Genomic DNA, 24,496 nt, shown 5'->3' with positions numbered 1-24,496 from the left:
AACGACGATCAACAGGGAAAACGAACATGTCTGGAAAATTTGGAAAGATCGCCGCGATGGCCTTCGTTGCAGTGACTGCCCTCGGGACGAGCGCCTGGGCGGAGACGCTCACCGTCGGCGCCAATATCGGGAACGTGCCGTGGGAGTTTCAGGACGAGACGGGCAAGAACGTGGGGTTCGAGGTCGATCTGGTCGATGCGGTTGCCGCGAAACTCGGGCGCGACGTCGAGATCGTGAACATCCCCTTCAACGGTCTCTTCTCGGCGGTGCAGTCGGGCCGGATCGATGCGGCGATCTCGTCGATCACCATCACCGACGAGCGTCTGAAATCCGTCTCCTTCGCGCAGCCCTATTACGATAGCGACCAGTCGCTGACCGCGCTCGCGAGCGGGCCGCAATCGCTCGACGAGATGAAGGGCAAGATCGTTGGTGTCGACACTGGCTCTACCGGCGACATGTGGGCGACCGAGCATAACGCAGAATACGGTTTCTCTGAGATCAAGCGCTATGAGGGGCTGGCACCCGCGATGCTCGACCTCACGGCGGGGCGGATCGACGGCTATATCTCCGATATTCCGGCGCTTCTCTACTACGTGAAGGACAAGCCGCAGCTGAAGGTCGTCCAGCGGATCGCGACGGGCGAGAAATACTCGATGATGTTCGCCAAGGACGCGCCGCTGGCCAGCGAAGTGAACGACATCATCACCGAGCTCAAGAAGGATGGCACGATCGCCAAGCTGCATGAGAAGTGGTTCGGCGTCGCCCCTGAGGCGGACACCTCCACCGTCACGGTCATGGACATGCCCTCGCTGAAGTAACGACCTCGGGCGCGTCTCCGTTCAGCGGGGACGCGCCGCTGACCGAAAGAGTCTCATGACGTTTTTTGACACATTCCTGAACTTCGAGGTCTTGCAGCGAAGCGTGCCTATGCTTCTGAGCGGCCTCTGGCTGACGCTTCAACTGGGCGTGGCGAGCATCGTGGCGGGTCTGGTCCTCGGCCTGATCCTCTCCATGCTTCGGCTCTATGGCGTGGCGCCGGTGCGTCTGCTGACGAAGATCTATATCGACGTGTTCCGCTCGATCCCCCTTCTGGTGCTGCTGATCGTTGTCTATTACGCGTTGCCCTTCCTCGGCGTGCGCCTGTCGTCCTTTGCTTCGGCGATGACTGCGCTGACGCTTGTCTCCGGCGCCTATACGGCGGAGATTTTTCGTGCCGGTATCGAGGCGATCCCGAACGGCCAGTTCGAGGCCTCCGAGGCGCTGGGGCTGAGCCACTGCCAGACGATGGTCGACGTGATCTTGCCGCAGGCGATCCGGATCGTGATACCGCCGCTGACCAACAATTCGATCAACGTGATGAAGGACACCGCGCTCGCCTCCGTGGTCGCGATGCCGGACCTTCTGAAACAGGCGACACAGGCGCAGGCGCTCGCGGCGAACCCCTCGCCGCTGATCGGCGCCGCGCTGATCTACATCGTTTTTCTCTGGCCGGCGGTGCTGCTGGTGTCGCGTCTGGAGAACCGTTTCAATTCCGGGAGGCGCGTATGACGGGCTATGTGAGCATCCGAGATCTGCGCAAATATTACGGCAGCTACGAAGCGCTGCGCGGGATCAATCTGGAGATCGAAAAAGGCGAAGTAGTTTGCGTGATCGGTCCCTCGGGGTCGGGCAAGTCAACGCTGATCCGCTGCATCAACCGCCTGGAGGATTTCGACCGCGCGAGCGAAATCCGCGTCGACGGCATCCCGGTCCTTCCGGGGCGGGCCTTGGCGAAGGTGCGCGCCGAAGTCGGCATGGTGTTCCAGAGCTTCAATCTCTTCACGCATCTCACCGTCCGCGAGAACGTCATGCTGGCCCCACGCCGCGTGCGTCGCACCTCCCGGGCCGATGCCGCGACGCAGGCCGAGACACTTCTGCGCCGGGTCGGCATCGTAGAGCAGGCCGACAAGTATCCGGGCCAGCTTTCGGGCGGGCAGCAACAGCGGGTGGCGATTGCCCGGGCGCTCGCGATGGAGCCGCAGGTGCTGCTGTTCGACGAGCCGACCTCCGCGCTCGATCCCGAGATGGTGGGCGAGGTGCTCGACGTGATGAAGTCGCTCGCCGGCACCGGTGTCACGATGATCGTCGTCACCCACGAGATGGGCTTTGCCCGTCAGGTCGCAGACCGGGTGATCTTCATGGATGGGGGCGAGGTCATCGAGACCGGCACGCCCGAGCAGGTGCTTGGCGCGCCGCGTGAAGCCCGGACGCAGAATTTTCTCAGCGCTGTGCTGAGCCATTGATCAAAGAGTAGGATATCAAGATGAACACAGCGCAGGACGCGATCGATCTCGACTTCGTTCGGGGACATTTTCCGGGGCTCGCCGCCGATTGGGTGTTTTTCGACAACGCGGGCGGCAGCCAAATCGTTCAGGGCGCGGTCGACAAGATCAGCGAGTTCCTGATCCATCGCAACGTGCAGACCGGTGGTAGCTACGCCGTGTCGAAAGCGGCTGCCGAAGGGCTGATGACGGGGCGCGAAGCCGCGAAGACCCTCGTCAATGCCGCGCGCCCCGAAGAGATTGTTTTTGGCCCCTCGACCACGCAACTCGTGCGCACGCTCGCCTCGGCCATGCGCGGCCAGTTGCAGCCCGGCGACGAGATTATCGTCAGCCACGCGGATCACGAGTCCAATATCGGGCCGTGGGATGCGCTGCGCGAATTCGGCATCGTCATCAAGAACTGGCCGCTAGATCAGGCCTCGATGTCGATGCGTCTCGAGGATCTCGAGCCGTTGATGACCCCGCGCACGAAGCTGGTCTGCATCCATCATGTCTCGAACATCCTCGGCTCGATCAACCCGGTGAAGGAGTTTGCGAATTTCGTGCATGAGCGCGGCGCACGCATCTGCGTCGACGGGGTCGCTTATGCGCCGCATCGCGCGATCGACGTGCAGGACTGGGATGTCGATTACTACATCTTCAGCATCTACAAGTGCTACGGGCCGCATATGGCGATCATGTATGGCAAATATGATCTGCTGGGCGAGCTCGATGGCCAGTATCACTATTTCTACGGCAAAGACAAAATCCCGGGAAAGCTTGAGCCCGGCAATCCGAATTACGAGCTGGCGTTTAGCACTGTGGGCGTCGTCGATTACCTGATCGCGCTTGGCACGCATCTGGGCGGCGAGGGAAGCGATCGCGCACGCCTCGAGGCAGCCTATGCAGGCATAGCCCGGCAGGAGGATGTCTTGGCCGGTCGCCTGATTTCCTGGCTTGAGGCGCGAAACGATTGCCGCATCATCGGGCGCGGAATGGAAGAGGGGCGGGTTCCCACGATCGCCTTCAAGTTCGACGATCTGAACTCGGAGATGGTGGCCCGCGAGATGGACAAGTTCGGCATCGCGATCCGCTTTGGCGATTTCCATTCGCGCCGTCTGGTCGAGGATCTGAAGGAAACCGGGCAGAGCGGCTGCCTTCGCGTCTCGATGGTTCATTACAATTCGGTGGCGCAGGTCGACGCGCTGACCGAGGCGCTTGCGAGTATCACCTCCCAGATGCGGATGGCGTCGTGAGGGCGGGGTGCGATCTCGCGATCCGGGGCGGCACGCTGGTGACCGCCTCGGATCAGTTCCGCGCCGATCTGGGCATTCGCGACGGCAAGATCGTTGAAATCGCATCGGAAATCACGGATGCGCGCGAAGAGATCGACGCCGCTGGTCTGATGGTGCTGCCGGGCGGGATCGACGCCCATGTCCATCTCGCGCAGCCCACCTCGGACGGCACGGTGATGGCCGATGACTTCCTGACCGGCACCCGGTCGGCGGCGGCAGGCGGCAATACCACGGTTTTGCCTTTCGCGCTGCAGGTCAAAGGCAGCTCTCTGCGGGAATGTCTGATGGCCTATCACGAGAAGGCCGAAGGCGCGTGCTATACGGACGTCTCCTTCCATCTGATCGTATCCGACCCGACGCCGCAGGTTCTGGGGCAGGAACTCCCGGCGCTCGTGCGCGATGGTTACACCTCGTTCAAGGTCTTCATGACCTATGACGATCTGGTGCTGAACGATGCAGAGCTTCTCGATGTCTTCGACGTTGCCCGTCGCGAGCGCGCACTCGTTATGGTCCATGCCGAAGGCCACGACGCGATCAAGCACATGACCCGCAGGCTCGAGGAAGAGGGCAAGACCGCGCCCTATTACCATGCCGTGGCGCACCACCAGATTGCCGAGCGAGAGGCGACCCATCGCGCGATCAGCCACGCGCAGTTGACCGACGTGCCGGTGATGATCGTGCATGTCTCGGGGCGCGACCCGATGGAGCAGATCCAATGGGCGAAGAAGCGTGGCATGAAGGTCTTCGCCGAAACCTGCCCGCAATACATCGTCCTGACACGAGACGATCTCAAAGGGCTGAACATGGATTTCGAGGGCGCGAAATATGTCTGCTCGCCGCCGCCACGGGACACAGACAGCCAAGACGCGATCTGGGAGGGGCTGCGCGACGGCACCTTCGACATCTTTTCGTCTGATCACTGCCCGTTCTATTTCGAAGGCGTCAACGAAACCGGCAAGGATAATCCCCGCGCACGCACCTCGTTCAAATGGGTGCCGAACGGCATCCCCGGCGTGGAGACGCGGCTGCCCATCCTGTTCTCGGAAGGAGTGCGCAAGGGTCGGATCAGTATCGAGCGTTTTGTGGCGCTCACCTCGACCAACCCTGCCAAGCTCTACGGCCTCTACCCGCAAAAAGGTGCGCTGGTGATCGGCGCAGATGCGGATATCACGCTCTGGGATCCGCAACGCAAGGCGGTGATCCGCCAAGCGAGCCTGAACCACGGCGCCGATTACACGCCCTATGAGGGCATGGAGATCGAGGGTTGGCCCGTCCGCACGATCCTTCGCGGCCAGACAATCGCCGCCGACGGAGAGGTTCTAGAGCAGGGCCGGGCCGGGCGGTATCTGTCGCGGGCGACCAGTTCGGTCTGGTAGGTGGTTGTCTGGCCAAATCAGGGCGCGCGTTTCGCAGCATCCAGACATTCCTCGATTCCGGAATTTTCAATGCTTTGCTGGCGGCATGGGGTGCTCGACCGACAACATGCAATGTCGCGATCCGAGAACCCTGAAGGCACGCCCATGTCGTTGGTCGAGCAACCAGGGGTGGTCAGGATCGCCTGAGCGTGACCGGGCCGGGCCGAACCTCTACGAAATGAGCGCGAAGAATTATCTGCAGGCGGCGCTTTATCCCGGCAGGCACAAGCGGATAAGAAGCGCGAGGATCAGCGCCGGTGGCATGACCTTGAGCCCGACGCCCAAAAACTGGGCTGCGGAGACGTGAAGCCCGGACCGGCGCAGGGTCGCGAGCCATAGGAGTGTTGCAAGCGACCCGGTCACCGAAAGGTTCGGTCCGAGATCCACACCAATCATCAGGCAGTCGCGCATGAGATCTCCGAGCTCTCCTGCTGCCGCAGCCGCAGCGGCAGCCAGCCCGACAGGCAAGTTGTTGGCGAGGTTGCTCGCGATGCCGACTGCGGTCCCGCTCAGCCCCGCGGTTGCCCGCGGCGAGGTTGCTGACATCTGCCCGAGCCATTGGCCCAGGGTCGACAGGGCCCCAGCGCGGTCCAGCATGGCGACCAGCACGAAAAGCCCGGCGACGAGTGGCAGCACGCCCCAAGTCAGGTGCCGCAACAGGGGCAAAGGAGACCGCCGGGTGCCCAGCGCGACCGCCAGCGCCACGGCGACCCCGGCGCTGAGTGTCGCAAGACCAAGGCCGCCGCCCAAGGATGAGACCGTGACCAGTGCCACCGCCGAAAGGCTCAGCCCTGTCGCCGCGATCCAGCCGCCCCGCGAAAGCGTAGGCACCTCGGGCGTGGTAGGCTCTGTGTCCAGATCATGGCGCATCGCCCAGCGAAGGCAGAGATAGCTGACCACGATCGTGGCAAGAGCGGGGAGGGCGAGCCGCGCGAGCCAATCGCCAAGTGGCGGCATCACGCCATGGTAGATTACGAGATTTGCCGGGTTCGAGATCGGCAGGACGAAACTCGCCGCATTTGCCACGATGGCGCAGGTGAAGAGATAGGGCAGGGGCGGAACGCGCGCATGGCGTGTCACCGCGAGAACGGCAGGCGTCAGCACGACGACCGTGGTGTCATTCGACAGGAAAACCGTCACGCCCGCGCCGACCAGGTAGAGGATGAAAAACAGGCGCCGCGCGGACCCAGCGGCTGCCTGCACCGCGCGGGCGGCAAGATTGTCGAAAAGGCCCTCACGACCGGCGACTTCGGCGAGAAGCATCATGCCGAGCAGGAAGAAATAGACCTCTCGGCCTTCGCCGATGGCATGCAAGGCATCGGAGAGTGGCAGTGCCCCCAGAAGAACGACCGCTGCGGCGCCGCTCAGGGCAAAGATCCAGTCAGCCCAGCCAAAGGGGCGCAGGATCACGCCCGCCGTCGCGAGAGCCGCGATACAAAGACCGATAAACTCGACCATCACCAACGTGTCCGACGCATCAAGCCGTTCCCATTCGCTCCTAGCCCAATGCCATGGCCGATCTGGCGATAGCTGTCGATGGCTCCGCATAAAGATGACGCAAAGATGTCTCAATGGCCAAATTTCGCCTTAAAGTTGTCTTAAATGTTGAACTCGAAGCACGTGGATGCTTCCGAAAATTTCTGAAGATTTTTTGGATTTGATATGGCTCGGAAATTTGGCAGAGGTGCAACTGCGAAAGCGCAATCTCCAAGCGCATTCGTCCGGGATCAAATGGATCGCGTTTCGACCGGCGATCAGTTGCATTTCGCCACCCCCCTCCTTCTTCCGAAGCGCTGCATTATTTACTGTGGCGCAGGAGGTCTGATCGGCGCTGAGCTCTCTGAACTTTGTGAGCGTGAGGACGCAAGATTACTCGTGTGGCCGGAAGGGGTGTTGCCCGAAATTTGGCTGGCGCTTCATACCGACGAGATCGACGTCCTGATGGTCGACGGCGATCATCTGGGAGACATCGAAGACACGATTGATTTTTGCATGCGCGTAAGGCGCGCTTGCCCCTCGCTCCCCTTGATATTGGTCTCCAGCGAAATGCGCGCGGACGACCTTACCTGCGAACGTATGCAAGCCTGCGATGTGACCCTCAAAGTTCCTGTTTCGCAAGTTCGCTTGGAAGGCGCGATTCAAGCGGCTCGTCAGAACAACGCGTGTTTTCTGTCACGCCGGCATTGGGAGAACTCGTAGCAATTCCGCTGAAGAGGTTTCTCGGAGGCGAAAAGACGGAGCTTTTCAGGTGGGCGCTGCCCGCGCAGCCTGCCTGTTTCGGCCGCCCGAAGCTGAATGGCAGAGAGGCCCTGCGCGAACGCGTTACCTTTCAACGGCTCCGACGCAAGTTTGGAGGACGTCATCGCGGTGGCCGATATGCCTTCCCCTCTTTAAACGCTCGGTGAGACTGCGGCGGAAACGGTGAACACGGCTGTTCTCGATCTTGTCCCGCAAGCCGGGGAGGTGGGGGCGACCCGAGGCCGCGGTCGGCAGGAGGATCAATTCCTCTGACCCGATGGGCGCAGCTACGCCAGCCAAGTCGGTCGATGGATGCTCACGACGCGATGCCCGGGCTCTCGCGCATTAGCGTATTTTGATCAATCATGAACTCGCTTGCGATCCTGAAGGCTGCCGCTCCGAGGGCTCGAGAGACGTCTCCAAATTGTCCCTCCAAAATTTCCGGGCGTAGCACGCCTTGCAAATCCTGCCGTCCAAGTTCTTCGCACAGCTGGGCGACGATGCGCGACCGAACGCACCTTGGGAATGCTCCGTCGATCACGACGGCCTCAAAGTCAATGACTGCGAGGCTCGAAACGATTGCCTGGGCCAGGCTACGCGCAACGCGTGAAATCCATTCCGACAGAAGAGGTTCCAAGGCTTCCCAGTCGGAGTTTTCATCCTGCACGATCTTGCGTTTTGCGTCGTCGAGTTGTCGTTCGAGGACGATCAGGGACGCATGATCGACAAGCCGTTGGCCGCCAGGTTCATCGGTAATTCTGAGTGGACCGAAGCCGCCTGAATTCCCGCGGCTTCCTGTGAATACTCCACCGTTCAGGACGACACCGCCACCGATGAAGGTCCCGACGAATAAGTATATGAAATCTTCCAGCGTGTTGTGGGCTCCGAAGACCAATTCGGCGCGGCAGGCTGCTGTCCCGTCATTTTCTACTGAGATCGGCCCAGAGAAGACCTGCGTCAACTCGGCGCCGATGTCGACGTAGCGCCATTCGTCCATGACATCGCTGGGCACTCCCAGTTCCTTTGTCCAGTGCCACAACTCCCAAGGCATCGCGACGCCGAGACCCGAGATGTCGTCCTTGTATATCTTTGCCGATCGCAAGAGGGGGCGCATCGCGGATTTGACGAAGTCGATCGTGCTTTCAGGCGTCGGGTAATCATGCCGCCCTTGACGTCGTGCCACGACGTTTCCGCTGAAATCAATGACCACCATGCCAAAGCTTCGGCGTCCAATCTTCAGTCCGAGATAGTGACGCGCCGCAGGATTTATCCGCATCGGGATCGATGGCTGGCCCACGCGCCCCCGGATGGGGTCACACCGGAGAAGCAAGTTGTCGGTCTCAAGCGCCTTGAAGATCATCGACGCGGCATTGGGTGAGAGCCCTGTCGCGCGTGTCGCCTCAGCCTTTGTCAGAGTTCCATACCGACGGACGAGATGCAGCACCAGCCTCTCATTGAAGCTGCCAACCGTGATCTGGTTCGACCCTTTGATTGGGGTTGATCTGAGGTGTTCGTCCTTGTTGCCGCGATGCATCTTTTGCCTCTTCACTATGCTCAAGAACACCGCCGTTGACCCTCAAGGTGTGCGCTCCTGGAGCTTGGGCCGAATCGGTTTTCTCACCCCCAAATTTCACACGATAACTACTGTCGCCTCAAGTTTTCCGGATTTTACCAACAGGTCAATCGCTAAATCCTTCCATGTCTTTGTTCTTATGAGTGGCGCATCGGGCGCCTTGATGTATTTGACTGCAAATAATTGGTTTTACATAAAAAAGTGTTTTTCCTAAGAGGCATCTAGCAGTATGAATGGTGCTGTTTTTTGCCCGGCATCATTCAGCGCGTTTTGCAAATAATAATTCATCCAAAAGTAATGATTGACAGGTCTGGCGATGGGGCCGAAGCTTTTGGGGAGCGTGGAGGAGCGGAAAATGCGTAAATGGGGGGGGGCAGGGCGGACAGCCGTTTGGGGGTCAACGTCATGCTGGAGATGAGAGAGCAGCAGATCGAACAACAAGACGCGGCGCACCAGGAAGGACATGTCCTTCTCCGCCTTTCTGGTGCGACCAAGCGGTTTGGCGGCACGACTGCGATCAGCGATGTTTCGTTCGAGATCAGGGCTGGTGAGGTGTTGGCGCTGCTGGGGGAGAACGGTGCCGGCAAGAGCACCTGCGTGAAGGTCCTCGCCGGTGTCTACGCCCCTGACGAAGGGGTAATCGAAATCGAAGGCTCGGAGCGGGTTTGGACGAGCCCGCTCGATGCGAAGCGGGCGGGCATCGCAGTCATGCACCAGCATCCGGGACTGTTCCCCGACCTGTCAGTTGCTGAGAATATCTTCTTCGGGCATTTCGTGGAGACGAAACGCGGCACACTCGATATGTCCAGGATGGTCTCAAAAGCGGAAGGCCTTCTGAAGACGATCGGTCTGGAAGTCAGCCCGAACCAGCCGCTCAGGACTCTGAGCGTCTCGGAGCAGCAACTGGTCGAGGTCGCGCGGGCGCTTTCGACCAATGCGGATATCCTGATCATGGACGAGCCTACCGCCGCGCTCTCCCATCGTGAAGTCGTCAAGCTCTTCGCCGTTGTCGAGCAGTTGAAGGCGCGGGGCGTGGGTATCGTCTTCGTCGGTCACCGGATGGACGAGATTTTCGAGATTGCGGATCGCGTGGCAGTGCTGCGCGATGGCGAGTTGGTCGGGTTGGAACCCGCCGATATTCTGACGCGGCAGGAAGCGATCAACCTGATGGCTGGTCGCGAGCTGACCGCAGAATACCCGACCCGGAGTTCCACCCATGGAGCAGTCGTGCTGGGCGTCCGCGATCTCTCCCGCGACGGAGAATATGACGGCATCTCCTTTGAGGTGCGCGCTGGCGAGATTCTCGGGATCGGTGGACTCGTGGGGAGCGGACGCACCGAGGTGGCCCGCACGCTCTTCGGGATCACCCAGCCGTCCTCGGGAGTGATAACGCTCGACGGTGAAACGACGAGCATCAGGTCCGCGGGAGACGCGATGCGAAAGGGCATCACTTATGTTTCCGAGGATCGACTGTCGCAAAGCCTGATCATGGACTTTCCGATCCGGGTAAATGCCTCACTGACTGTTCTGGAGCAATGCACGTCCCGAGGGCTCCTGAAGGCGGAAAAGGAAATTGATGCCGTCAAGGATCACTTGGAGCGATTGAAACTGCGCTATGCGAGTTTTGACCAGGAAATTTCGGGTCTGTCCGGCGGCAATCAGCAGAAGGTCGTTCTCGCAAAATGGTTGGCACGCAAGCCGCGCATCCTGATCCTCGATGAGCCGACCCAGGGCATTGATGTGCAGAGCAAGGCAGAAGTCCACGAGATGATCGCGGATCTTGCGGCACAAGGCATGGCGATCATACTGATCTCCTCGGAAATGCCGGAACTTCTTGGAATGTGCGACCGGATCGTCGTTCTCAACGAGGGACATCAGAGCGCCGAATTCGATGGCAGGGACGCAACCGCGGCGAGCGTCCTCGAAGCCGCAACCGCCGATCTGCGCGATCGCGGTGAAGCGGCGACCGATATGTCGGAGCCAGAAAAGGGAGGCCCTGCAAGCGGGTTGGCCGGCACGCTATCGCGTATACTGCTGCGCAGAGAGCTTGGACTTCTCGTCGCGATCTTCGCGGTGATGATCCCCGTGACGGCTCTCAACCCGCGAATGATCAGCGCTTCCAATCTCTATTCGATCGGAATGGATGCGGCGCTTCTCGGCCTAGTAGCGCTGGGGCAGATGCTGGTGATCCTTACTCGGAACATCGATCTCTCTGTCGCTTCAGTAATCGGCCTGACCGCCTATGCGTCGGCCGCGCTGATGTCTGCTCATCCCGCACTACCGGCATTTGTTGCGGTCGTGATGGCTATCGTGATCGGAGCCGGGCTGGGTGTTTTCAACGGGGTCGTGATCGCCTATGGGCGCGTGCCCTCCATTGTCGCCACCTTGGGCACGATGTCGATTTTCCGCGGTCTCGACAGTATATTTGTCGGCGGAAATCAGATCAGTGCGGACGAGGTTCCTGAACACTGGCTTAACCTGGCGGGCACACGGGTGGCCGGGATTCCGATGATCGTTCTGATATCAGTGGCCGTGCTGGCGCTGGCCGCGTTTCTTCTGGCCAGAACGCGCTATGGCCGTGAACTCTACGCCGTTGGTTCGAACCCTGCCGGGGCCGACCTGATCGGCATTCCGTCGACCCGACGGATTTTCGCGGCCTTCGTCATCTCGGGCGCGCTCGCGGGCCTTATGGGCGCGCTTTGGGCGTCACGCTATGCGACCGTGGATGCCCGTGTCGCGTTCGGTTTCGAATTGACTGTCGTGGCTGCAGTCGTGGTCGGCGGCGTCGCGATCCGCGGTGGGTCGGGAACGGTTCTCGGGATCGTGCTCGGAGCGCTGGCGCTCTTGATCATTCGCAACGGGTTGGTGCTGGTCCGTGTCGATCCGCTCTGGCTCCAGGGCATCTATGGCCTGGTCATCCTCGTGGCGATCACGATCGACGCCAAGATTGCGGCGCGCCATGAACGCAACCTCGCGAGGAGGGTCTCGCCATGAAGAAACCCGAATGGCTATCCGGCTGGGATGCCTTCATTTGCGCGGTTGCCTTGCTGATTTTGCTTCTGGGGCTGACGCTGTTCGACAATTTCGGTAGTAGCTTCAACATTTCGCAGATGATCGCGGGAGTTTCGGAGAAGGCATTGATCGTGCTGCCGATGATGCTCCTGCTGATCACGCGCGATATCGACCTCTCGGTGGCGAGCACGCTTGCGCTATCAAGCGTCGTGCTGGGTCTGCTGGTTCAGGCTGGAATGCCGCTCTGGCCCGCGATCGCCCTGACGCTCGTCGCCGGTGTCTTGCTGGGGGCGTTCAACGGGGTGATGGTCACCGTGTTCGGCCTTCCCTCACTCGTGGTGACGCTCGGGACCATGGCGATGTTCCGGGGCATTGGCTACATGCTGCTTGGCACGAATTCAGTCAATGTCCTGCCCGACAGTCTACTGAATTTCGGATTCACCAATGTGCCTGGCGTTCCGATCCCTTGGACGATCGTGCCCTTCCTCGTGATCTTGCCGGTTTTCACCGTGATCGTGCATCGGACGATACTCGGGCGGCGCATCTTCGCGATCGGCGGGAACCCGATGACGGCGCTGTATTCCGGGATCGCGGTAAACCGAATCCGTTTCGGCCTGTTCGTGTTTTCCGGGCTCATCTGCTCCATCGCGGGGGTCGTCTACACGGCCCGGCTTGCGAACGCTCGGGCCAACAACGCCTTCGGGATGGAGCTGGAGATCATCACCATCGCGATGCTCGGCGGCGTGAGTGTTTTCGGTGGCAAGGGTGGAGTTGTCGGTGTCGTGGGCGCGCTTAGCCTGGTTGCCCTGATCCGCAACCTGATGGGCATCAACGGTGTCGGCGGCGATGCGCAGAGCACGATCGTGGGCGCCCTGCTGATCCTGGCGCTTCTTGCGGGCCGGTTCGTCCCAGCTCTGAGCGAACGCTTCCAGAGGTTCAAGGCGTCTCGCACTGCGCTCGGGCAAGATGCCACCTGATCCAAGAAGCAACGACCCAGTTCAACAAGGAGGAGAGAGAAATGTTGAAGAGAGACCTACTGATTTCGGCCTGTTGCGCCTTCGCGCTCGCCGCAGGCGGCGCGTCGGCGCAGGACTGCCTCAAGTCGCCGGGAACAATCGGCTTCGTGCCCAAGCTGGACACCGATCCCTATTTCAAAGTCGCGAACGAGGGTGCGGAGAAAGCAGCTTCGGAAATTGGCGGTAAGGTCATCATGGCCGCGCCGAGCACAGCGACGGCCGAAGCGCAGATCGAGTTCATCAATAACCTCGTGGCTCAGCAGGTTGATGTGATCGCGATCTCCGGCAACGACGCGAACGCTGTCGCACCGGCGCTGAAGCGCGCCGCGGCGAATGGTGTCAAAGTGATTTCCTACGATTCCGATGTGTCAGCCTCGGCGCGTTCGTTGTTCATCAATCAGGCCAAGGGGTCGAGCCTCGCCGAGATGATGCTGCAATCGATGCACAAGCTGATCGGAGAAGGGGAATTCGCGATCCTGTCCTCGACCCCTACTGCCACCAACCAGAATGCCTGGATCGCCCAGATGAAGGATGAACTTAAGTCGAACCCCGACTATGCCGGGATGAAGCTGGTCACCGTCGTCTATGGTCAGGAAAGTGAGCAGGTCAATCAGCAGCAGACCCTTGCACTGGCGCAGACCTATCCAGATCTGAAGGGGATCATCGTTCCCGCCGGGATCGGCCTTCCTGCGGCCGCTCGGGCACTTGAAGAGGCGGGGCTGACCGGAAAGATCAAACTCACCGGCCTTGCGCCGGCTTCCTTGATCCGGAAATACATCGAGAACGGATCAGCGCAGGATATCTGGTGGAACGTGTCCGACCTCGGATATCTCGCCTATTACGCTGCTCAGGCGCTAGCTGAATGCAAGATCACTGGCAAACAGGGTGACACTTTCGATGCCGGCAAGCTTGGGAGCTACACGGTCGGAGAAGACGGCGAGGTTGTTCTCGGGCCTGCGAAGATCGTAACGCCGAAGAATCTTGACGAGTTCAAATTCTGAGACCTTCAGAGCCAATTGGTTTTGGATCCGCGCAAAAGAAGCTGGCCCGGTTGTCGGGCCAGCTTCTTTGACTTTTGGCGTGGCCCACGATCCCCAACTTTTTCTCGATGACGCGCTCCTATTCGGAATCCAATCCAAACCTCCTGCGCCGGCTCGCATAGGTTGAGACAAATCAATGACGCTGCCGCCATCTCGGCCGAGTGTAAAAGCATGTTCTGAAGAAACCGCTTTGAGAAGCCTCGCTGGGGAGTGCCGGATTAATGCCGACCAAGAAAAAAGACGTCGAGGACGATACGCCCCTGACGACTGGCATGCTTGCGAAGTCTCGCGAAACGCTCCGCGCAGCCTGCGAGCGGCTCAACATCCATCCCGACGTCTACGAAGAGCTGAAATGGCCCCGCGAGACTTTGGCCGCAACGCTTCTGATCCGGATGGATGACGGGAGCCGCAGGGCGTTCCAGTCATGGCGGTGTCGCTATAACGATCGACGGGGGCCGACCAAGGGTGGCGTTCGTTTCCATCCAAACGTCTCGCTCGACGAAATCGAGACCCTTTCCTTCTGGATGACGTTCAAATGCGCGGTGGCAAACCTGCCGTTCGGCGGCGGGAAGGGAGGGGTCTGCGTGGACACGAAGACGCTCTCGGCCAACGAGTTGGAGCATTTGAGCCGCGCCTATGTCGAAGCCTTCGCTCCGTTCATCGGCCCCGATCGCGATATTCTGGCGCCGGATATGTATACGAACGGGATCGTCATCGCGTGGATGGCTGACGAATACAGTTGGATTTCGGGTCAAGCCTCCCCTAGCGCGATTACCGGCAAACCTCTCGCTTTCGGGGGCACGAACGGGCGCGTCGATGCGACGGCACGCGGCGGATATTATGCCCTGCGCTATCTGGAATCCGCACTCGCTCTCGACCCGAATACGGCCACGGTGGCGATCCAGGGGTTTGGAAATGTCGGTTTTCACTGCGCGAAGCTGCTGCACGCAGATGGGTATAAAATCGTCGCCATTTCGGATTCCGGCGGCGGCGTATACGACCCGGGCGGTTTGGACCCGCTGGCCGTCATGCAGCACAAGCATCAGACAGGGGGCGTGAAAGGCGCAAAGGGTCAAGGCAAGACCAAAGAGATTTCAAACGCCGAACTCCTGGAGCTTGATTGCGAGGTGCTGGTGCCTGCCGCATTGGAACGGCAGATTACGCTTGAGAATTGCGACAGGATCAAAGCCCGCATCATTTTGGAAATGGCGAACGGACCGGTGTCTCCCGAGGCCGACAAGAAGCTGACGGAAGCGGGACATATCGTCGTGCCCGATATCCTCGCGAATTCCGGCGGCGTTACGGTTTCGCATTTGGAATGGGTTCAGAACAGATCGGGTTTTTATTGGGACAGCTCGCGTGTCCGGGATCACCTTAAAACGACGATGGAAACCGAGACGCAATCGATCTGGACGTTGCACAACGAGATGGAACTCTCGATGCGCGATGCCGCCTACATCCATGGCCTGCGTCGGATCGCGGAATCCGTGGAAGCCCGGGGCACTCCCGCTTATTTCGAGGGATCTTAGCAGGCGCTGTCGACCGGCTGGGTTGGGGGTTAACCACGAGGCCGCGTTGGCGCGCAACGAAGCCCAGCTTTTGCGCTGGGCTCGGCGCTCGGGTTCTGCCAGGCCCGACCCTGACCGCTAGTCCGCACAGAGCGGTTTAGCCGCAGCCCCCGTCGCTGTGATGGCCGCGTCCACGTCGATCACCACCATCATCCCCCGCTTGCCGCCGTTGATGATCACCTCGCCAAGCCCCGCGGTGTCTGCCTCGAAGACCACAGGCACGCGCTTTTTCTGGCCAAAGGGGCTGATCCCTCCCGTATGAAACCCGGTCAACCGCTCGGCCCTGTCGGGCGGCATCATCGCCGCCGACTTGCCGCCAAAGGCCGCCGCTATCCGCTTCATCGACAAGGTCCGGTTCGACGGCACCACGCAGGCCGCTGGCTTGCCATCCACCTCGACCATCAGCGTTTTCAGCACCAGCCCCGGCGCGACCCCGAGCGCCTCGGCCGCCGCGATGCCAATGCGGTCGGCCGAAGGGTCGTAATGATATTCGCGCACCTTGTAGGGCGTTTTGGCCTTGTCGAGCGCGCGGGTGGCGGGTGTAGCGGTGGACATCGTCTGGCCTCGTCTTGGGACGTGCCAGAAAGGCACGTCCCATCGGGAGGTTCAAGCGCCCGCAAAAGCGCCGGAAGGGCCATTTTCGCCGTTAACCGCAGACCGCCTGTGATGCGGTGCCAGGGATAGGCGTCTTTCGGACGGTCCGAGGCCGGATCGTCTTTCTTCCCGGGCTTTGCCGTCGCGGTGGAATGGCGGGTGAGGAAGGGATGTCAGCGTCGAGTGGTGGAGCAGGAGCCTCGGGAAAAGCACTGAAGTTGCAGATTACGCCTCCAGTGTCCAAGGAGTGTGTCCTCATCGATCCCCTGAGACTTCGTTTGACATCGATGTCATTTCTCGCTATGACATCGATGTCTTTTGGGGCTCGCGGCGCTGATTTCTGCGGGGGAGGAGGCCGCCTTGTCGACGATTTATGATGTAGCAAAGCTGGCCGGCGTTTCGCCGAAGACGGTCTCACGCGTCGTGAACGGGGATGCCCCGGTCGGGAGGAAGACCCGTGACAAGGTGGAAGCCGCCATTCGCGAGCTGAAATATGTCCCTTCGAGTGCAGCGCGCATGATGCGCTCGAACAGGTCAGGTCTGATCGGCGTCGTGACGGGAGCGATTTCGCGCACCGCGGAGCTGGTCGATCCGAAGGGGTTGCCCGACCTCTTCATCCTGCAGGGCATCCAACAGATCGTGGCCGAGCGCGACCTGACGCTGATGATCGCCGATACGGCGGGGCAGGTCGAGAAGGTGCCCTCCCTGCTGCGGACCTTTCAGCAGCACCGGGTCGAAGGGCTGATCTATGTCGCGGACTACCACAAGAAAGTGGCTTTCGAGCCGACGCCGCCCAACTGCCCGCTCGTTCTCGCCAATTGTTATGACGCCGAAGCGACGCCCGCGATCCTGCCTGATGATGAGGCCTGCCAGCGCAGCCTGGTCGAACGACTGATCGCACATGGCCACAGGCGGATCGGTTTCCTGACGCTGGATCCGGCGATGGATGCGGTGCCCCTGCGCGTTGCGGGTTACCGTGCCGCGCTCGAGGCTGCGGGCATCGGCTATCAGCCGGAGCTGGTCGAAATCGGCTATCACAACGGCGACGCCTTCGCGCACCAGCGTTTGAGCGAAGCACTCGATCGGTTTCTCGCGCTCCCTCGGCGCCCGACCGTCATCTGCTGCGGCAATGACGAGATGGCGATGCGGCTCTACGGTCTGCTGCGCACGCGCGGCATCCTTGTCCCCTAGGAAATCTCGGTCGCCGGCTTCGATAATTACCGCGCGATCGCCGAAACGCTCTATCCGCCGCTGAGCACTGTCGAGCTGCCCTATGCAGAGATGGGGCGGCGCGCGGCGAAGCTCCTGCTTTCCATGATCTCGGAGAAGGTCTCCCCCCCGCACGAGCCCGTGCGCGTGGAGGGAGGCGTTTTCTGGCGCTCCTCCGTGATCGACCTCGAACCAGATCGCCAGACATCCAAGGGAGGATGACATGAAACTATTGAACGTGACGGCCGGGGCGGTCATTGCCGCCACCGGGTTCTGCAGTGCTGCCTTCGCGACCACCGATCTGACGATGTGGTATCACGGCGCGGGCAATAAGGTGGAAGGCAAAATCGTCAACCAGATCATCGACGACTTCAACAGCAGCCAGTCCGACTACAAGGTGAACCTGCAGAGCTTCCCGCAAAACAGCTACAATGACTCGGTGACGGCTGCCGCGCTGGCGGGCAATCTGCCCGACATTCTCGACATGGACGGACCGATCATGCCGAACTGGGCGTGGTCAGGCTATCTCCAGCCGCTGCCGATCCCGGAGGATCATTTCAAGGACTTCCTGCCCGGCACAAAGGGCGTCTTTGACGGCAAGCTCTACTCGATCGGGCTGTGGGACGCGGCGGTCGCGCTCTATGCACGCAAATCCACGATGAAAGAGCTGGGCCTGCGCACCCCCACGCTCGACAAGCCCTGGACCAAGGACGAGTTCATGAACGCGCTCGAGGCCGCGAAGAAGAGCGGCAAGTTCGACTACGCGATCGACCTCGGTATGTCGGACAAGAGCGAATGGTATCCCTATGCCTTCCTTCCCTTCCTGCAGAGCTTCGGCGGCGGTCTCGTGAACCGTGAAAACTACGACACTGCCGAGGGCGTGCTCAACGGCGACGCCGCGATCGCTTGGGGCAACTGGTGGCAATCGCTGTTCACCGACAAGCTGGCGCCGGGCACCAGCCAGGATCCGGCCGCTCATGAGACCGGCTTCGTCGACGGCAAATACGCCTTCTCCTGGAATGGCAACTGGAACGCGGTCAAGACGATGGACAAGGTCGACGATGTGGAGTTTCTGCCCGCGCCGGACTTCGGCCACGGCCCCAAGATCGGCGCTGCATCCTGGCAGTTTGGCATCTCGGCCACCTCCAAGCACCCGGAGGGTGCGGCGGAGTTCATCAAATTCGCGACGCAGGACAAGTATCTGGCGGAATTCTCGGATGCCATTGGCCTGATCCCGGCAACCAAGTCGGCGGCGGAAATGACGAAGAATTACAAGTCCGGTGGCCCGCTCGCCGTGTTCTACGGCTTGTCCGAGGCGCAAGCCGAGAAGCGCCCGGTCACGCCCGGCTATGTCGTCGAGTCAAAGGTCTTCCAGAAGGCTGCAGCAGATATCGCAGACGGGGCTGACGTGATCGATACGCTCGATTCCGCCACCGACCAGATCAACGCCGATATCAAGCGTAACGACGGCTACAAGAAGAACTGAGCCGCTGTGTCGCGGGGGCGCGCGATTGCCGCGCCCCCACCTCCACCTTCAGACCGGGAGACCGCGCCATGCGCTCGTCACTGACTTCCGCCAATCGGGCGGGATGGGCCTTTGCCCTGCCGGGCATCGTGCTGATCGTTGCCTTCATCATCACGCCGTTCTTCCTGGGCGTCGGCTTTTCGCTGACCAACCAGCGGCTGATCTCGCCCAATGCGACACGCTTCGTCGGTCTCGAGAACTACCGACAGATGCTCGATATCGCGGTGGTCGATCTGCAGGCCAAGACCGATGCCGCCGGAAAGACTGTTACGGATGCCGAGGGTCAGGCCGAATTCCCTCGCTTGCGCTCGATCACGCGCAATCCGGACACGCCGCAATATCACGGCATGCAGGAATGGTTCCGCTGGGTCTCGGGCAATACGGCGCATGTGGTGATCGCGAGCGACGTCGTCTTCTGGAAGGCGCTGCTCAATACCTGCATCTTCGTGCTGGTAGTCGCACCGGTCCAGGCCGCCATCGCACTCGGTCTCGCGCTCCTTATCAACCAGAAACTGCGCGGGATCACGATCTTCCGCACGATCTATTTCATGCCCGTGGTGGTCTCCATCGTCGTCGTCTCACTGCTCTGGCGCTTCATCTATTCGGGGCAGAACGGGCTTTTGAACAACATGCTTTCCCTCCTGAGCTTCGGGCATTTCCAACCCGTCGACTGGTTGGGCAATCCACATACCGCGCTTGGCGCGATCATCACCATGTCGATCTGGCAGGCGGTGGGCTTTCACATGGTGATCTGGCTCTCCGGACTGCAGACGATCCCGCCCACGCTTTACGAGGCCGCCGCGATCGAAGGGGCTTCGAAATGGCAGACCTTCCGTTATGTCACCTGGCCGGGTCTGCGCCACACCGCTGTGCTGGTGCTGATCGTCATCACCATGCAGGCCTTCGCGATCTTCGCGCAGATAGACGTCATGACGAAGGGCGGGCCGCTCGACTCCACCCAGACGCTCGTCTTCCAGGCCGTGCAACGCGGCTACGGCATGCAGAACATCGCAGGCGGTTCGGCGATCTCGGTGATCCTGTTCCTGATCGTCCTGATGATCTCGATGATCCAACGCTGGCTTACGAGGGAGCGCTGAAATGAGCATTATTGGTTCCGACAACCGCAATCTGCGGCTGGGCGTGCGCTATCTCGTGCTGATCCTGATCGCGCTGATCTTCGTTCTGCCGCTGCTGTTCATGGTGATGTCCAGCTTCAAGCCCAGCGACGAGCTGCTGCGCGACACGTCGAGCCTGCGGGCTTTCCTGCCGGTGGGCCAACTCAGCCTCGACAATTATTCCGGCGCCTTTGAGCGCGCCCCGGTGGGGCTCTTCGTCTTCAACTCGATCTTCGTGACCGGGACGACCGTGCTGCTGTCGCTGGTGATCTGTTCGCTCGCAGGGTTCTCCTTCGTCTTCCTGCAATGGCGTGGGCGCGACCTAATGCTCTCGATCATTCTCGCCACCTTCATCGTGCCTTTCGAGACCATCGCGATCCCGCTTCTGCTGGAAGTGTCGAAACTGCCTTGGCTGGGGCTGGACGGGCTCAGCTGGGGCTGGCTCGACAGCTACAGGGTGCAGATCATCCCGTGGATCGCGGACGGGCTGACGATCTTTCTCTTCGTGCAGTATTTCAAAGGTCTGCCCGGCGAGTTGATCGAAGCGGCCCGCGTCGAGGGCGCGAGCTGGTTCCAGATCTATCGCCGCGTGGTGATTCCGCTCTCGGGGCCTGTCATCGCGACCGCCGCGATCCTGAAATTCCTGATCATGTATAACCAGTATCTCTGGCCGCTGATCGTGGTGCAGCAGGAGCAGTATCGCCCGGTGATGGTCGGCCTGCAGTATTTCTTCCAACTCAACCCCGCCTGGGGGGAGATCATGGCTTACCTGACGCTGATCACGGTGCCAGTTCTCGCCTTCTATCTCGTGCTTCAAAAGGCGTTCATCGCCTCCATCGCCTCCACTGGCGTGAAAGGATAATCCGACATGGTTCTCGCACTCGACAAGCAATGGGTCTGGGACAGCTGGTATGCCCATGACGGCGAACGCTGGCATGCCTGGTTTCTCAAGGCCGACAAGTCGCTCGGCGATCCGGAACTGCGCCATTTCAATGTCAGCCAGGGCCACGCGATTTCCGAAGACCTGATAAGCTGGCAGCATCTGGGAACGTCGCTCGCGCCCGCACCGGCCCCGGCCTGGGACGATCTGGTCACTTGGACCGGGTCGGTGGTTCGCGACAGTGACGGGCTGTGGCACCTGTTCTACACGGGCGGTCGGCAGTCCGAAAAAGGGCTCTATCAGCGCATCGGTCATGCGACCTCGCACGATATGCACAACTGGGACCGCGTGGGTGACGGGCTCTGCCTCGACCTGACCGGCCCCAACGCCGCGCGTTACGAGGCCGAACACATGGTCGGTCACTGGCACGACCGGGCGATGCGCGATCCTTGGGTAATGCGCGATCCCACAGGCGACGGCTGGCTGATGTATTTCACCGCCCGCGCCCCCGGGATCGAAGAGGCGAATGCGGCGGGGGCCATCGGTTTTGCGACCTCGCCCGACCTGGTCCACTGGGACCTGCAGCCGCCGGTCTTCGTGGGTGGATTCGGCCAGCTGGAAGTGCCGCAGGTCTTCGAGGTGAACGGGCGCTGGTATTGCCTGTTCTGCACGGCTGCGCAGCATTGGAGTCGGGCACGCATCGCTGATACGGGTATGACCCCGGTGACCGGCAACCACTACCTGATCGCAGACGACCCGCGCGGGCCGTGGCGGATCGCGCCGGGCTTTCTCGATGGCGCGAACCCGTGCCGGCGCTATGCCGCACGCATCCTCAAGACCGCTGAGGGTCTGGTGATCATGGGGTTCGACGACAATGGCCGCGACCATTTCGTCGGCCAGATCCGGGATCCGGAACCCGTTCTCGTGGACGCGGAGGGTTATCTGCACATCGATGCGGATGCCGAGCAGGGAGGGAAGTGACATGGCAGACATCAAGCTGCGCGGTCTGCGCAAGAGCTATGGCGCCCATGAGGTCATCCGCGGCGTCGATATCGACATCGCCGATGGCGAGTTCTGCGTCTTCGTCGGGCCCTCGGGCTGCGGGAAATCCACGCTGCTGCGGATGATTGCAGGGCTCGAGGACATCTCGGGCGGCACGCTGGAGATCGGCGGCAAGCGCGTCAACGATGTGCAGCCCCGCGAACGTGGCGTCGCGATGGTGTTCCAGAGCTACGCGATCTTCCCGCATATGAGCGTGCGCGACAACATGGCCTTCGGCCTCACCATCTCGGGCGCGTCGAAAGCCGAGAAAGCGGAGAAAGTGCAGCGCGCCGCGGAAATCCTGCAGATGGAGCACCTGCTCGATCGGCGCCCCAGCCAGCTCTCGGGTGGCCAGCGCCAGCGCGTCGCGATCGGGCGCGCGATCACTCGCAACCCCTCGGTCTTCCTCTTCGACGAACCGCTCTCGAACCTCGACGCGGCGCTCCGGATGGACATGCGCATGGAGATCGGCAAGCTGCACAAGCAACTCGGCGCGACGATGATCTACGTCACCCACGATCAGGTCGAGGCGATGACGCTGGCAGACAAGATCGTGGTGCTGCGCGACGGGCTGGTGATGCAGGCGGGCTCGCCGATGGAACTCTATCACAACCCGGCCAACCGCTTCGTCGCAGGTTTCCTCGGTGCGCCGTCGATGAATTTCCTCGAGGTCGAAATCGTGGAGGCCGACAGCGAAAACGCCAAGGTCGCGCGGCACTCCATGGACCCGATCGTCGTGCCCGTCCGCGGCCGCACCTTCGCCCCCGGCGACACGGCCCTGCTGGGCCTGCGCCCGCAATACGTCACCGCCTGCGCCCCTGATCAGGGCATCCTGCACGGTCAGGTTTCTCTGGTCGAACGGCTGGGAAGTGAAACGGTCGTCGATTTGTCGATGCAGGACGGCAAGAGCCTGATCGCCGCCTTCAGCGAGGACAAGCAATTCGAACGGGGCGAGCGGATCGATCTGGCTTTCGACCCCGCCCAGACGCATCTGTTCCACCCTGACGAATAAAGGGCGTAGTAGTGTGCGGGTCTCGACCGATATGACCGTTTCGGTGCATGCGGCATCGATAAGAGCGCACGCCTTAGCGCGATCAACGGGACTCGGTCGCGGAGTGGCTATGTTTGCGACGGTCAAGCTTTCCAACTCGGGCTACGGCTTGATCTCCGGTTCGACGAGCCGGGCAAGGTTCTCCAGTGACTGTTGCCAGCCGAGGTAGCAAGCCTCGACCGGGATGGCGCCTGGCACCCCGGCCCATATTTCCCATTGGGTGACCGAACATCCGCGCGAAGATCGGCGTCACAGTGAGGATGCCGATGATTTCGAAACACACGGCTCGGCGAATGCGATCTGTGGTGCAGCGCAGGGGAAGGCTGCAGCCCCTCCCGCGGCTTTGTCTTCTATCTTCACGCGATCCGTTCGCGTCCTTGCGGCGGAAAGATCGTATCGTATCCCCAAGTGAAGACGAAGGCGTAGAGGAGATAGAAGCCTGCAAAAGACGCTTCCATCATGAGAATGGTCAGCAGGGAGGTCTCGAGCCACCATGCGAATATCGGAAGAAGCAGCGCGAGCAGCGTCGCCTCGAAAAGCACCGCGTGAACGATCCGGAGCGGTATCGTCTTGCGGACATCGCCGCGACGCCAGAGCAGGATGTGATCGAAAGCCAGGTTGAAAAGGTAGTTCCAGGCGGTGGCCGCGGTCGCCCCTAGAACGACCAGCACGCCCATATCTCCCATGGGGTGATCGAAGACCCAGGCGAAGAGCGGCGTCACGATGAGGATGCCGATGATTTCGAAACTCACGGCCTGGCGGATACGGTCTGGGATGCTGCGCATGAAAAGTCTTCGTTAGGTCAGGCGATCCAGCGGGCAGACCGTGTGCTCGGGCAGGGGGCGGGTTTCCCTATGGTGGGTCCCGCGTGCTGGCTTTTCAAGCCGGACCCGACGCTGGTCGCGCCGGCCCGCAATTCAGCCTTTCAAGAAAGCCAGCAATGGTCTGTCTTATAGCTAGCTTTTCGCCTCAGAATTTGGCGTCAGTTCTCGCAGATGCGTTCCTGCTCGTTTTCTGGTCTGCCGAGCATCCTCTCAAATACCAGCTTTCAAATAGGGAGTGCTCAATAAACGATATGCCACATCGCGAACCGCGAACTTCTAGACTGTTTATCGAGCACTTGCGGTCCAGATGCTTTACGTGCTCGACCATATACCTTCCTAGCGTCATGTAGCGTTAATCGAGCGCCAGGGGGCCCCCTGCGGCTCCCACAGCGTGCCGGATCTTTTGAGGCTTTGCGCTAGGGATGCGGGAGATGGTCAATGGTCTAAAGGTGGCTAATATCCCAGGCACACGGGGCCGCTTCGAATGCTTCAGGCCGCAGCCGCCTAGCTCGATTGAAGACCCGAAACTGCGCTCTGTCCCAAAACCGCCGGCCCGTAACGGATGGTTTCTGCATTTTAATCATGGACAACGTCGTGTTCCGGCGTGTTTGCGCTCATGAGTTTCGAAGTTTTGGCGTGGTTTTTCCGAGCCCGGTCGCTCTCCGGAACGGCCATTACCCCGTCGTGTTGTCTCCCTGCCGGCTGATGGTCGGCTCGTAAATCGGAAGGAGACTACTATGACCTATAGCCTCAAATCGATCGCCCTCCTCGGCCTTCTCGCCTCTGCGGCTCCCGTTGCG

20 protein-coding genes and 1 pseudogene are annotated in these 24,496 nt (G+C 60.9%); 16 read left to right on the top strand and 5 right to left on the bottom strand.

All coding sequences use genetic code 11. From position 1 onward, the window contains the following. Window positions 1-26: 26 nt before the first annotated feature. Genes B6V73_RS16200 through hydA form a run of 5 tightly spaced genes read left to right on the top strand, consistent with a single transcriptional unit; the run spans window position 27 to window position 4,971 of the window. On the top strand, window positions 27-818 hold the full coding sequence (locus B6V73_RS16200; protein ID WP_075777110.1) for an ABC transporter substrate-binding protein: 792 nt from the start codon (window positions 27-29) through the stop codon (window positions 816-818). Window positions 819-873: 55 nt separating this feature from the next. Continuing rightward, window positions 874-1,548, top strand: coding sequence for an amino acid ABC transporter permease (locus tag B6V73_RS16195; protein WP_088725768.1), 675 nt, complete (start codon window positions 874-876; stop codon window positions 1,546-1,548). Beyond that, the gene (locus B6V73_RS16190) at window positions 1,545-2,282 is read left to right on the top strand and encodes an amino acid ABC transporter ATP-binding protein (protein WP_088725767.1); all 738 of its coding nucleotides are present in this window, start codon (window positions 1,545-1,547) and stop codon (window positions 2,280-2,282) included. The genes B6V73_RS16195 and B6V73_RS16190 overlap by 4 nt, the downstream gene beginning before the upstream one ends. 20 nt (window positions 2,283-2,302) lie before the next feature. Then, on the top strand, window positions 2,303-3,556 hold the full coding sequence (locus tag B6V73_RS16185) for an aminotransferase class V-fold PLP-dependent enzyme (protein ID WP_088725766.1): 1,254 nt from the start codon (window positions 2,303-2,305) through the stop codon (window positions 3,554-3,556). Further along, window positions 3,553-4,971 carry a dihydropyrimidinase gene (hydA, locus tag B6V73_RS16180; RefSeq protein ID WP_088725765.1) on the top strand — a complete coding sequence of 473 codons (1,419 nt, stop codon included), beginning with the start codon at window positions 3,553-3,555 and terminating at the stop codon, window positions 4,969-4,971. The genes B6V73_RS16185 and hydA overlap by 4 nt, the downstream gene beginning before the upstream one ends. A gap of 249 nt (window positions 4,972-5,220) precedes the next feature. On the opposite strand, the gene B6V73_RS16175 is transcribed toward hydA, so the two are convergent. Next, the gene (locus tag B6V73_RS16175; protein WP_088725764.1) at window positions 5,221-6,468 is read right to left on the bottom strand and encodes an SLC13 family permease; all 1,248 of its coding nucleotides are present in this window, start codon (window positions 6,466-6,468) and stop codon (window positions 5,221-5,223) included. Between the two features lie 273 nt (window positions 6,469-6,741). Between B6V73_RS16175 and B6V73_RS16170 the strand changes: the two genes are divergently transcribed. Beyond that, entirely contained in the window at window positions 6,742-7,209 is a 468-nt protein-coding gene (locus tag B6V73_RS16170) for a hypothetical protein (protein WP_088725763.1), read from the top strand. A gap of 355 nt (window positions 7,210-7,564) precedes the next feature. Here the strand turns inward: B6V73_RS16170 and B6V73_RS16165 are convergent, their stop codons facing one another. After that, the gene (locus tag B6V73_RS16165) at window positions 7,565-8,782 is read right to left on the bottom strand and encodes an ROK family protein (protein WP_143597919.1); all 1,218 of its coding nucleotides are present in this window, start codon (window positions 8,780-8,782) and stop codon (window positions 7,565-7,567) included. A gap of 444 nt (window positions 8,783-9,226) precedes the next feature. On the opposite strand from B6V73_RS16165, the gene B6V73_RS16160 reads away from it, so the two are divergent. The 4 genes from B6V73_RS16160 to B6V73_RS16145 all read left to right on the top strand — a co-directional run bounded on the left by B6V73_RS16160 (window position 9,227) and on the right by B6V73_RS16145 (window position 15,418). Further along, window positions 9,227-11,815 carry an ATP-binding cassette domain-containing protein gene (locus B6V73_RS16160; protein WP_206185594.1) on the top strand — a complete coding sequence of 863 codons (2,589 nt, stop codon included), beginning with the start codon at window positions 9,227-9,229 and terminating at the stop codon, window positions 11,813-11,815. Next, a complete protein-coding gene (locus tag B6V73_RS16155) occupies window positions 11,812-12,810 on the top strand; it encodes an ABC transporter permease (RefSeq protein ID WP_088725761.1) in 999 nt (332 codons plus the stop codon). The genes B6V73_RS16160 and B6V73_RS16155 overlap by 4 nt, the downstream gene beginning before the upstream one ends. 41 nt (window positions 12,811-12,851) lie before the next feature. Next, entirely contained in the window at window positions 12,852-13,850 is a 999-nt protein-coding gene (locus B6V73_RS16150) for a rhamnose ABC transporter substrate-binding protein (protein ID WP_088725760.1), read from the top strand. Between the two features lie 260 nt (window positions 13,851-14,110). Then, window positions 14,111-15,418 carry a Glu/Leu/Phe/Val dehydrogenase gene (locus B6V73_RS16145; protein WP_206185593.1) on the top strand — a complete coding sequence of 436 codons (1,308 nt, stop codon included), beginning with the start codon at window positions 14,111-14,113 and terminating at the stop codon, window positions 15,416-15,418. Window positions 15,419-15,535: 117 nt separating this feature from the next. Here B6V73_RS16145 and B6V73_RS16140 read toward each other — a convergent pair whose 3' ends face one another. Beyond that, complete coding sequence (locus B6V73_RS16140; protein WP_088725759.1) at window positions 15,536-16,012, bottom strand: aminoacyl-tRNA deacylase; 477 nt, start codon at window positions 16,010-16,012, stop codon at window positions 15,536-15,538. A gap of 357 nt (window positions 16,013-16,369) precedes the next feature. Here B6V73_RS16140 and B6V73_RS16135 point away from each other — a divergent pair. The 6 genes and pseudogenes from B6V73_RS16135 to ugpC all read left to right on the top strand — a co-directional run bounded on the left by B6V73_RS16135 (window position 16,370) and on the right by ugpC (window position 22,833). After that, window positions 16,370-17,482: pseudogene (locus tag B6V73_RS16135) on the top strand (LacI family DNA-binding transcriptional regulator). Window position 17,483: 1 nt separating this feature from the next. Next, window positions 17,484-18,746: a sugar ABC transporter substrate-binding protein gene (locus B6V73_RS16130; protein WP_088725758.1), complete on the top strand. Its 1,263-nt coding sequence runs from the start codon at window positions 17,484-17,486 to the stop codon at window positions 18,744-18,746. Between the two features lie 68 nt (window positions 18,747-18,814). Then, the gene (locus tag B6V73_RS16125; RefSeq protein WP_088725757.1) at window positions 18,815-19,882 is read left to right on the top strand and encodes a sugar ABC transporter permease; all 1,068 of its coding nucleotides are present in this window, start codon (window positions 18,815-18,817) and stop codon (window positions 19,880-19,882) included. Window position 19,883: 1 nt separating this feature from the next. Further along, window positions 19,884-20,762 carry a carbohydrate ABC transporter permease gene (locus B6V73_RS16120; protein WP_088725756.1) on the top strand — a complete coding sequence of 293 codons (879 nt, stop codon included), beginning with the start codon at window positions 19,884-19,886 and terminating at the stop codon, window positions 20,760-20,762. A 6-nt stretch (window positions 20,763-20,768) separates the two neighbouring features. Then, window positions 20,769-21,761, top strand: a complete 993-nt coding sequence (locus B6V73_RS16115; protein WP_088725755.1) for a levansucrase — start codon at window positions 20,769-20,771, stop codon at window positions 21,759-21,761. Between the two features lies 1 nt (window position 21,762). Continuing rightward, entirely contained in the window at window positions 21,763-22,833 is a 1,071-nt protein-coding gene (gene ugpC, locus B6V73_RS16110) for a sn-glycerol-3-phosphate ABC transporter ATP-binding protein UgpC (protein ID WP_088725754.1), read from the top strand. 82 nt (window positions 22,834-22,915) lie between these two features. On the opposite strand, the gene B6V73_RS21380 is transcribed toward ugpC, so the two are convergent. Beyond that, on the bottom strand, window positions 22,916-23,155 hold the full coding sequence (locus B6V73_RS21380; protein ID WP_240504160.1) for a hypothetical protein: 240 nt from the start codon (window positions 23,153-23,155) through the stop codon (window positions 22,916-22,918). 73 nt (window positions 23,156-23,228) lie between these two features. Next, window positions 23,229-23,657 (bottom strand): PACE efflux transporter, encoded by a 429-nt coding sequence (locus tag B6V73_RS16100; RefSeq protein ID WP_088725753.1) that lies wholly within the window; start codon window positions 23,655-23,657, stop codon window positions 23,229-23,231. Window positions 23,658-24,496 lie beyond the last annotated feature (839 nt).

The organism is Thioclava sp. JM3, assembly GCF_002213185.1.
In the GTDB taxonomy this organism is placed as follows: Bacteria; Pseudomonadota; Alphaproteobacteria; order Rhodobacterales; family Rhodobacteraceae; genus Thioclava; species Thioclava nitratireducens.
The sequence above is the reverse complement of the archived record's forward strand: the minus strand, read 5'-3'. Positions and strand labels throughout refer to the sequence as shown.

Coding starts and splice junctions, on each gene's coding strand:
- B6V73_RS16200 (WP_075777110.1), top strand. CDS start 27: ATGTCTGGAAAATTTGGAAAGATCGCCGCGATGGCCTTCGTTGCAGTG.
- B6V73_RS16195 (WP_088725768.1), top strand. CDS start 874: ATGACGTTTTTTGACACATTCCTGAACTTCGAGGTCTTGCAGCGAAGC.
- B6V73_RS16190 (WP_088725767.1), top strand. CDS start 1,545: ATGACGGGCTATGTGAGCATCCGAGATCTGCGCAAATATTACGGCAGC.
- B6V73_RS16185 (WP_088725766.1), top strand. CDS start 2,303: ATGAACACAGCGCAGGACGCGATCGATCTCGACTTCGTTCGGGGACAT.
- B6V73_RS16175 (WP_088725764.1), bottom strand. CDS start 6,468: ATGGTCGAGTTTATCGGTCTTTGTATCGCGGCTCTCGCGACGGCGGGC.
- B6V73_RS16170 (WP_088725763.1), top strand. CDS start 6,742: ATGGATCGCGTTTCGACCGGCGATCAGTTGCATTTCGCCACCCCCCTC.
- B6V73_RS16165 (WP_143597919.1), bottom strand. CDS start 8,782: ATGCATCGCGGCAACAAGGACGAACACCTCAGATCAACCCCAATCAAA.
- B6V73_RS16160 (WP_206185594.1), top strand. CDS start 9,227: ATGCTGGAGATGAGAGAGCAGCAGATCGAACAACAAGACGCGGCGCAC.
- B6V73_RS16155 (WP_088725761.1), top strand. CDS start 11,812: ATGAAGAAACCCGAATGGCTATCCGGCTGGGATGCCTTCATTTGCGCG.
- B6V73_RS16150 (WP_088725760.1), top strand. CDS start 12,852: ATGTTGAAGAGAGACCTACTGATTTCGGCCTGTTGCGCCTTCGCGCTC.
- B6V73_RS16145 (WP_206185593.1), top strand. CDS start 14,111: ATGCCGACCAAGAAAAAAGACGTCGAGGACGATACGCCCCTGACGACT.
- B6V73_RS16140 (WP_088725759.1), bottom strand. CDS start 16,012: ATGTCCACCGCTACACCCGCCACCCGCGCGCTCGACAAGGCCAAAACG.
- B6V73_RS16130 (WP_088725758.1), top strand. CDS start 17,484: ATGAAACTATTGAACGTGACGGCCGGGGCGGTCATTGCCGCCACCGGG.
- B6V73_RS16125 (WP_088725757.1), top strand. CDS start 18,815: ATGCGCTCGTCACTGACTTCCGCCAATCGGGCGGGATGGGCCTTTGCC.
- B6V73_RS16120 (WP_088725756.1), top strand. CDS start 19,884: ATGAGCATTATTGGTTCCGACAACCGCAATCTGCGGCTGGGCGTGCGC.
- B6V73_RS16115 (WP_088725755.1), top strand. CDS start 20,769: ATGGTTCTCGCACTCGACAAGCAATGGGTCTGGGACAGCTGGTATGCC.
- ugpC (WP_088725754.1), top strand. CDS start 21,763: ATGGCAGACATCAAGCTGCGCGGTCTGCGCAAGAGCTATGGCGCCCAT.
- B6V73_RS16100 (WP_088725753.1), bottom strand. CDS start 23,657: ATGCGCAGCATCCCAGACCGTATCCGCCAGGCCGTGAGTTTCGAAATC.